Source organism: Pseudoalteromonas sp. (assembly GCF_041629635.1).
Lineage (GTDB): Bacteria > Pseudomonadota > Gammaproteobacteria > Enterobacterales > Alteromonadaceae > Pseudoalteromonas.
Window position 1 is genome coordinate 1 of record NZ_JBFKMX010000210.1, and the last position, 4144, is coordinate 4144.

Below are 4144 nucleotides of genomic sequence, written 5' to 3' on the forward strand. Positions count from 1 at the left end.
AGCGGGCTTTTTGCGTTTTAGACACTAAACGAGTTTAGAATTAAGCAACCAGGCTTCAGAATATTGTTGAATCCTGAATCCTGAATCCTGAATCCTGAATCCTGAATCCTGAATCCTGAATCCTGAATCCTGAATCCTGAACCCTGAACCCATGTAGGTTTTAGACTTCACCTCATTGTAGTGCTCGATACTTTATCAGCGACTACTCGTAGCCAAACTAAGTAAATATCTTTCTAATTTGATTTGGTGATTACTACAAATTTTGTAGCTCTTTTTTTTGCTGTTAGTGATTGAAAGAATGATATTTTTATTCATAATTCTTTTAATGCCTAAAAATATCATTATTACTTCATGCTAAAACTCCTTCTGCTGTTTATATTCCTTCTTACATTTGAGCTATATGCAAAAGAAATCGTTGTGTTAAGCAGTGAAGGCCCTCCTCATACTATTAAACATGAAGAACATAATGGAATTGATTTAGATGTTGTTAAGGCTGTTTTAAACCGATTGGGTTACGACGTTAAGTTTCATTTTGTGCCGTTAGGGCGTGCAGAGTCGTTAATCAAATCAGGTGACTTTAAAGTAATGGCGCCTATTTTTATGGCTCAAGATGATGACAATTTCTTTGTTTCACTACCCATTGTGCAATATGCCCCAACGGTATTCTCATTAAGAGCAAACAATTTAAATCCATCTAATTTGGCTGAAATTAAAGGTCATTCAGTCATAACCTTTCAAGGTGCGCCCGGTTATTTTGGCCCTTTTTTTGATGAGTTATCACAGCAGAAAAACTATTTTGAATCACCGAAAATGAAAGTGATCCCTGAACTTATACGTAAAGGGCGATATGATTACGCTGTGTTAGATAAATATATATTTTATTATTTTTATCGCTTAAAGAATAAAGAGCGGGATGTATCTATTTTCAATGAGCATTTGTTGATGCCTGCTGTTACTGCAAGCGCAGCTTTTTCTGATAAGGGTTTACGCGATGAATTTAATCGAGAGCTTGCTGTATTTTTACTAGAAGGTGGTTACCAACGCATTGTGGAAAAGTATCTTGGTAAACTGGAAAAATAGGCTAAGCAGTTTCCTGCTTAGCCATTGTCTTTAAAGTTTAAATTCGTTGACTGTTTTGTTTAGGTTACTTGCTAAAAGGCGAAGAGTTTGCGCTTCTTTAGCTAATTCATTCGCATGATCAGATGTATTATTAACTAATGCATTGATTGAATTTAAATTGTTATTAATATCTTCCGCAACAACTGTTTGCTCTTCCGTTGCAGTGGCAATTTGATGATTTTGATCTTGTACCTGTGTGACTGATGATGAGATATCAGTAAAGGCTTGCAGTACTTGCTCTGTTTGTTCACTTGATCGTGATACTTGCTCTTTACCTTGATCCATCATTTGAGTTGCTTGTACAGCAATTTGCTGCAAACGGGTGATCATATTACGAATATCATCTGTTGATTCTTGAGTACGGCTAGCAAGCGTTCTTACTTCGTCTGCTACCACTGCAAAGCCTCGGCCTTGTTCGCCCGCTCTAGCTGCTTCTATGGCCGCATTTAGGGCAAGTAAATTGGTTTGCTCAGCGATGCTATTGATAACCTCTACTACGCTGCCAATATTATTCGATTCTTGCTCTAGACCAGATACCACCTCTGCCGCTTTTTGTATATGTTCTGAAAGCGTTAGCATCTCTTCTTTAGCACTATTGGAAAGACTAACACCTTTGCTGGTTAACTCATTTACTGCATCGGTAGCTGCATTGGCTTGTTGCGCATTACGCGATATTTCAAGTACTGTTGCAGCCATTTCCGTTACTGCAGTACTGACATTATCTACTTCATCTTTTTCTTGTAATATTTCTTGGTGTGTCTCTTCAGATACGCGACTTAATTCTGCAGAGGCGCTATCGAGTTGAATTGATTGGTCGCGCGTATTAATGAGTAAGCTACGCAGTTTATCAATAAAGGTATTAACGTGATGTGCTAACTGACCTACTTCATCTTGACTAGTAATATGGATACGCTTCGTTAAGTCCCCATCACCTGAGGCTATGTCTTTCATGGTATCTGTCAGTAATGAAATTGGTTTAACGATCATTTGAGTAGCAAACACAATCATCGCCATAATTATTATTAAAATGATGATAACGCTTGAGGTTGTTGCCCAAGCTGCTTCTTTGACCGGAATATTGATATAGCTTTCTGGCACTAACAACCCAAGATACCAATTCAGTTTCGGTTTATTGAGCTCAAGTCGTTGGTAAATAACAAAGTATTTCTCGCCATTTAAAAATACTTCAGAATGCCCTGATTTGAACTGTTTCATTTGTTGATTAAGTTCGGTAAACCCAGCTGTATTTGGCATTTGAGATTCTAGTGCCGATAAGTCATCTTTCTCAATGCCCCTAGATTCATCTGTGATCACTGAGAGGTTATGCTTGGTGCGATTAGACAGGTGCACTACTTTTTGTTGGTCATCGAGTAAAAAGCCGTAGCCAACATTGTGAAACTGAATTTGCTCAATCATTTCAGCAATGTTGTTAAGCTTAAGATCGACACCTCCAACACCTACTAATTTACGGCTTGCATCGTAAACCGTTTGTTGAACAACCGCAGAGACATTACCAGTTGTTAAATCAATTGCCAGAGGGCCAACATATAAGCCATCATGTTTGAGCGCATCTTGCCACCAACCGCGTTTATAAGCGAAGTAGTCTGCACCGTTGTAGTGTGTTGTGCGCTCGTTTTCTTTAAAATACGCACCCGTATTCGCCGATGCAAAAAATGCTGAGAGTATATTGCTATCGTTCCCGCTTATGCGTAAAAAATCTTGGTTAATTGCATTGAAGCCTTGCACATTTTTATAGTCTGCGCCACGTTCAGTCCAATTTGCAAACCATTCGACCAGATGTGGATTGGTAACAAAGGTTTCAACCACTCTGCCGTATTGAGCAAAGAACCCCTCAATGTTGATTTTTTCGGTATTTAAATAACTTTTGGCTTCAGACTCAATAGAAGCACGAGATAAGTTTGATATGTGGTTAACAAAATAAATAGCTGAGAGTATTAGCAGTACAGTGATGGTACCGCCAATTAAGAACAGAATTTTCTTTCTCAAGGATAAGTTATTTAGCATTATTATTTTTCCTGAGCACTAAACAGTTGTTTTTTATTGTTACAAAATCTCAAAAGTATGCGAATAAATATTGTTATATAATTTGATTTTGTTTTAAGACTCTATCTAGTAATGACTCATATTTCAAATAATGGCGTTATAGTGGGTGCTGGTTGGTTAGGTGAACCATTAGCCGAGCATCTAAAAACCAGTGGTTGGCATGTTATTAAAACCAGCCGCCAGCAAAAAAATCAAAAAGGCTGGGTTCAATTTAATCTCGAGCAACATATTTGTGATATTAATCTGACAGAGGCAGTGTGGTTTTTTTGTATTCCACCAGGTAGAACAGCTGAAGCGCAAAGAGCATATCAAGAGTATTTAGAAAAGAGCTTAGCTGAAGCTAAAGCAAAGCAGGCTTCGCGCTTTATTTTTTGCTCAACCACTGGGATTTATCCTGATGAGCCGCTTCACTTTACTGAATTAGATGCTTTTGAGGCAAAAACCGAAAAGCAATCGCGTTTACTACAAAACGAGCGAATTGTTGCTGAAAGTGGATTAAATACAGTAATAGTTCGCTTAGGTGGTTTAATGGGGTCAAAACGTCACCCTGGGCGTTTTTTAAGCGGTAAAAGTTTATCTTCGAGCGCGAATGCAACTGTAAATATGCTGCATCAAAAGGATGCGGTAAATGGCTTGCAGTTTATAGCTGAAATCGCTGCACCCGAGACTATTATTAACTTAGTGACACCGCATCATCCAACAAAAGCGGTATTTTATGGTGAGGCAACAAAGCAATTAGGTATGTTGCCTGTACGCTTTGAAAAAGCAGGCAAAGAACCACGTATAATTTCGAGCGAATTGTTGCTTAAGCTTGGCTTTAAGTTTGAATATGCGGATTTATTTGATGCCCTACAAAATTGCTAACAAATGCGCTTCATTTCTTAGCGTTTAAATGTAAGGTGTCCGCCAAGGCGATATTTACTGCCTGGTGAGATTAGTCGTGTAAAACTTACAACGCCAT

3 protein-coding genes and 1 pseudogene are annotated in these 4144 nt (G+C 38.3%); 2 read left to right on the top strand and 2 right to left on the bottom strand.

Features of this window, described 5'->3' with window-relative positions:
• Positions 1-417: 417 nt before the first annotated feature.
• Positions 418-1080, top strand: a complete 663-nt coding sequence (locus tag ABYD77_RS18050; RefSeq protein WP_372771490.1) for a substrate-binding periplasmic protein — start codon at positions 418-420, stop codon at positions 1078-1080.
• A 30-nt stretch (positions 1081-1110) separates the two neighbouring features.
• On the opposite strand, the gene ABYD77_RS18055 is transcribed toward ABYD77_RS18050, so the two are convergent.
• Positions 1111-3144, bottom strand: coding sequence for a methyl-accepting chemotaxis protein (locus ABYD77_RS18055; protein WP_372771491.1), 2034 nt, complete (start codon positions 3142-3144; stop codon positions 1111-1113).
• A gap of 111 nt (positions 3145-3255) precedes the next feature.
• Between ABYD77_RS18055 and ABYD77_RS18060 the strand changes: the two genes are divergently transcribed.
• Complete coding sequence (locus ABYD77_RS18060) at positions 3256-4047, top strand: NAD(P)H-binding protein (RefSeq protein WP_372771492.1); 792 nt, start codon at positions 3256-3258, stop codon at positions 4045-4047.
• Positions 4048-4064: 17 nt separating this feature from the next.
• Here ABYD77_RS18060 and ABYD77_RS18065 read toward each other — a convergent pair.
• Positions 4065-4144 (bottom strand): annotated as a pseudogene (locus ABYD77_RS18065) (histidine utilization repressor); the annotation flags it as partial.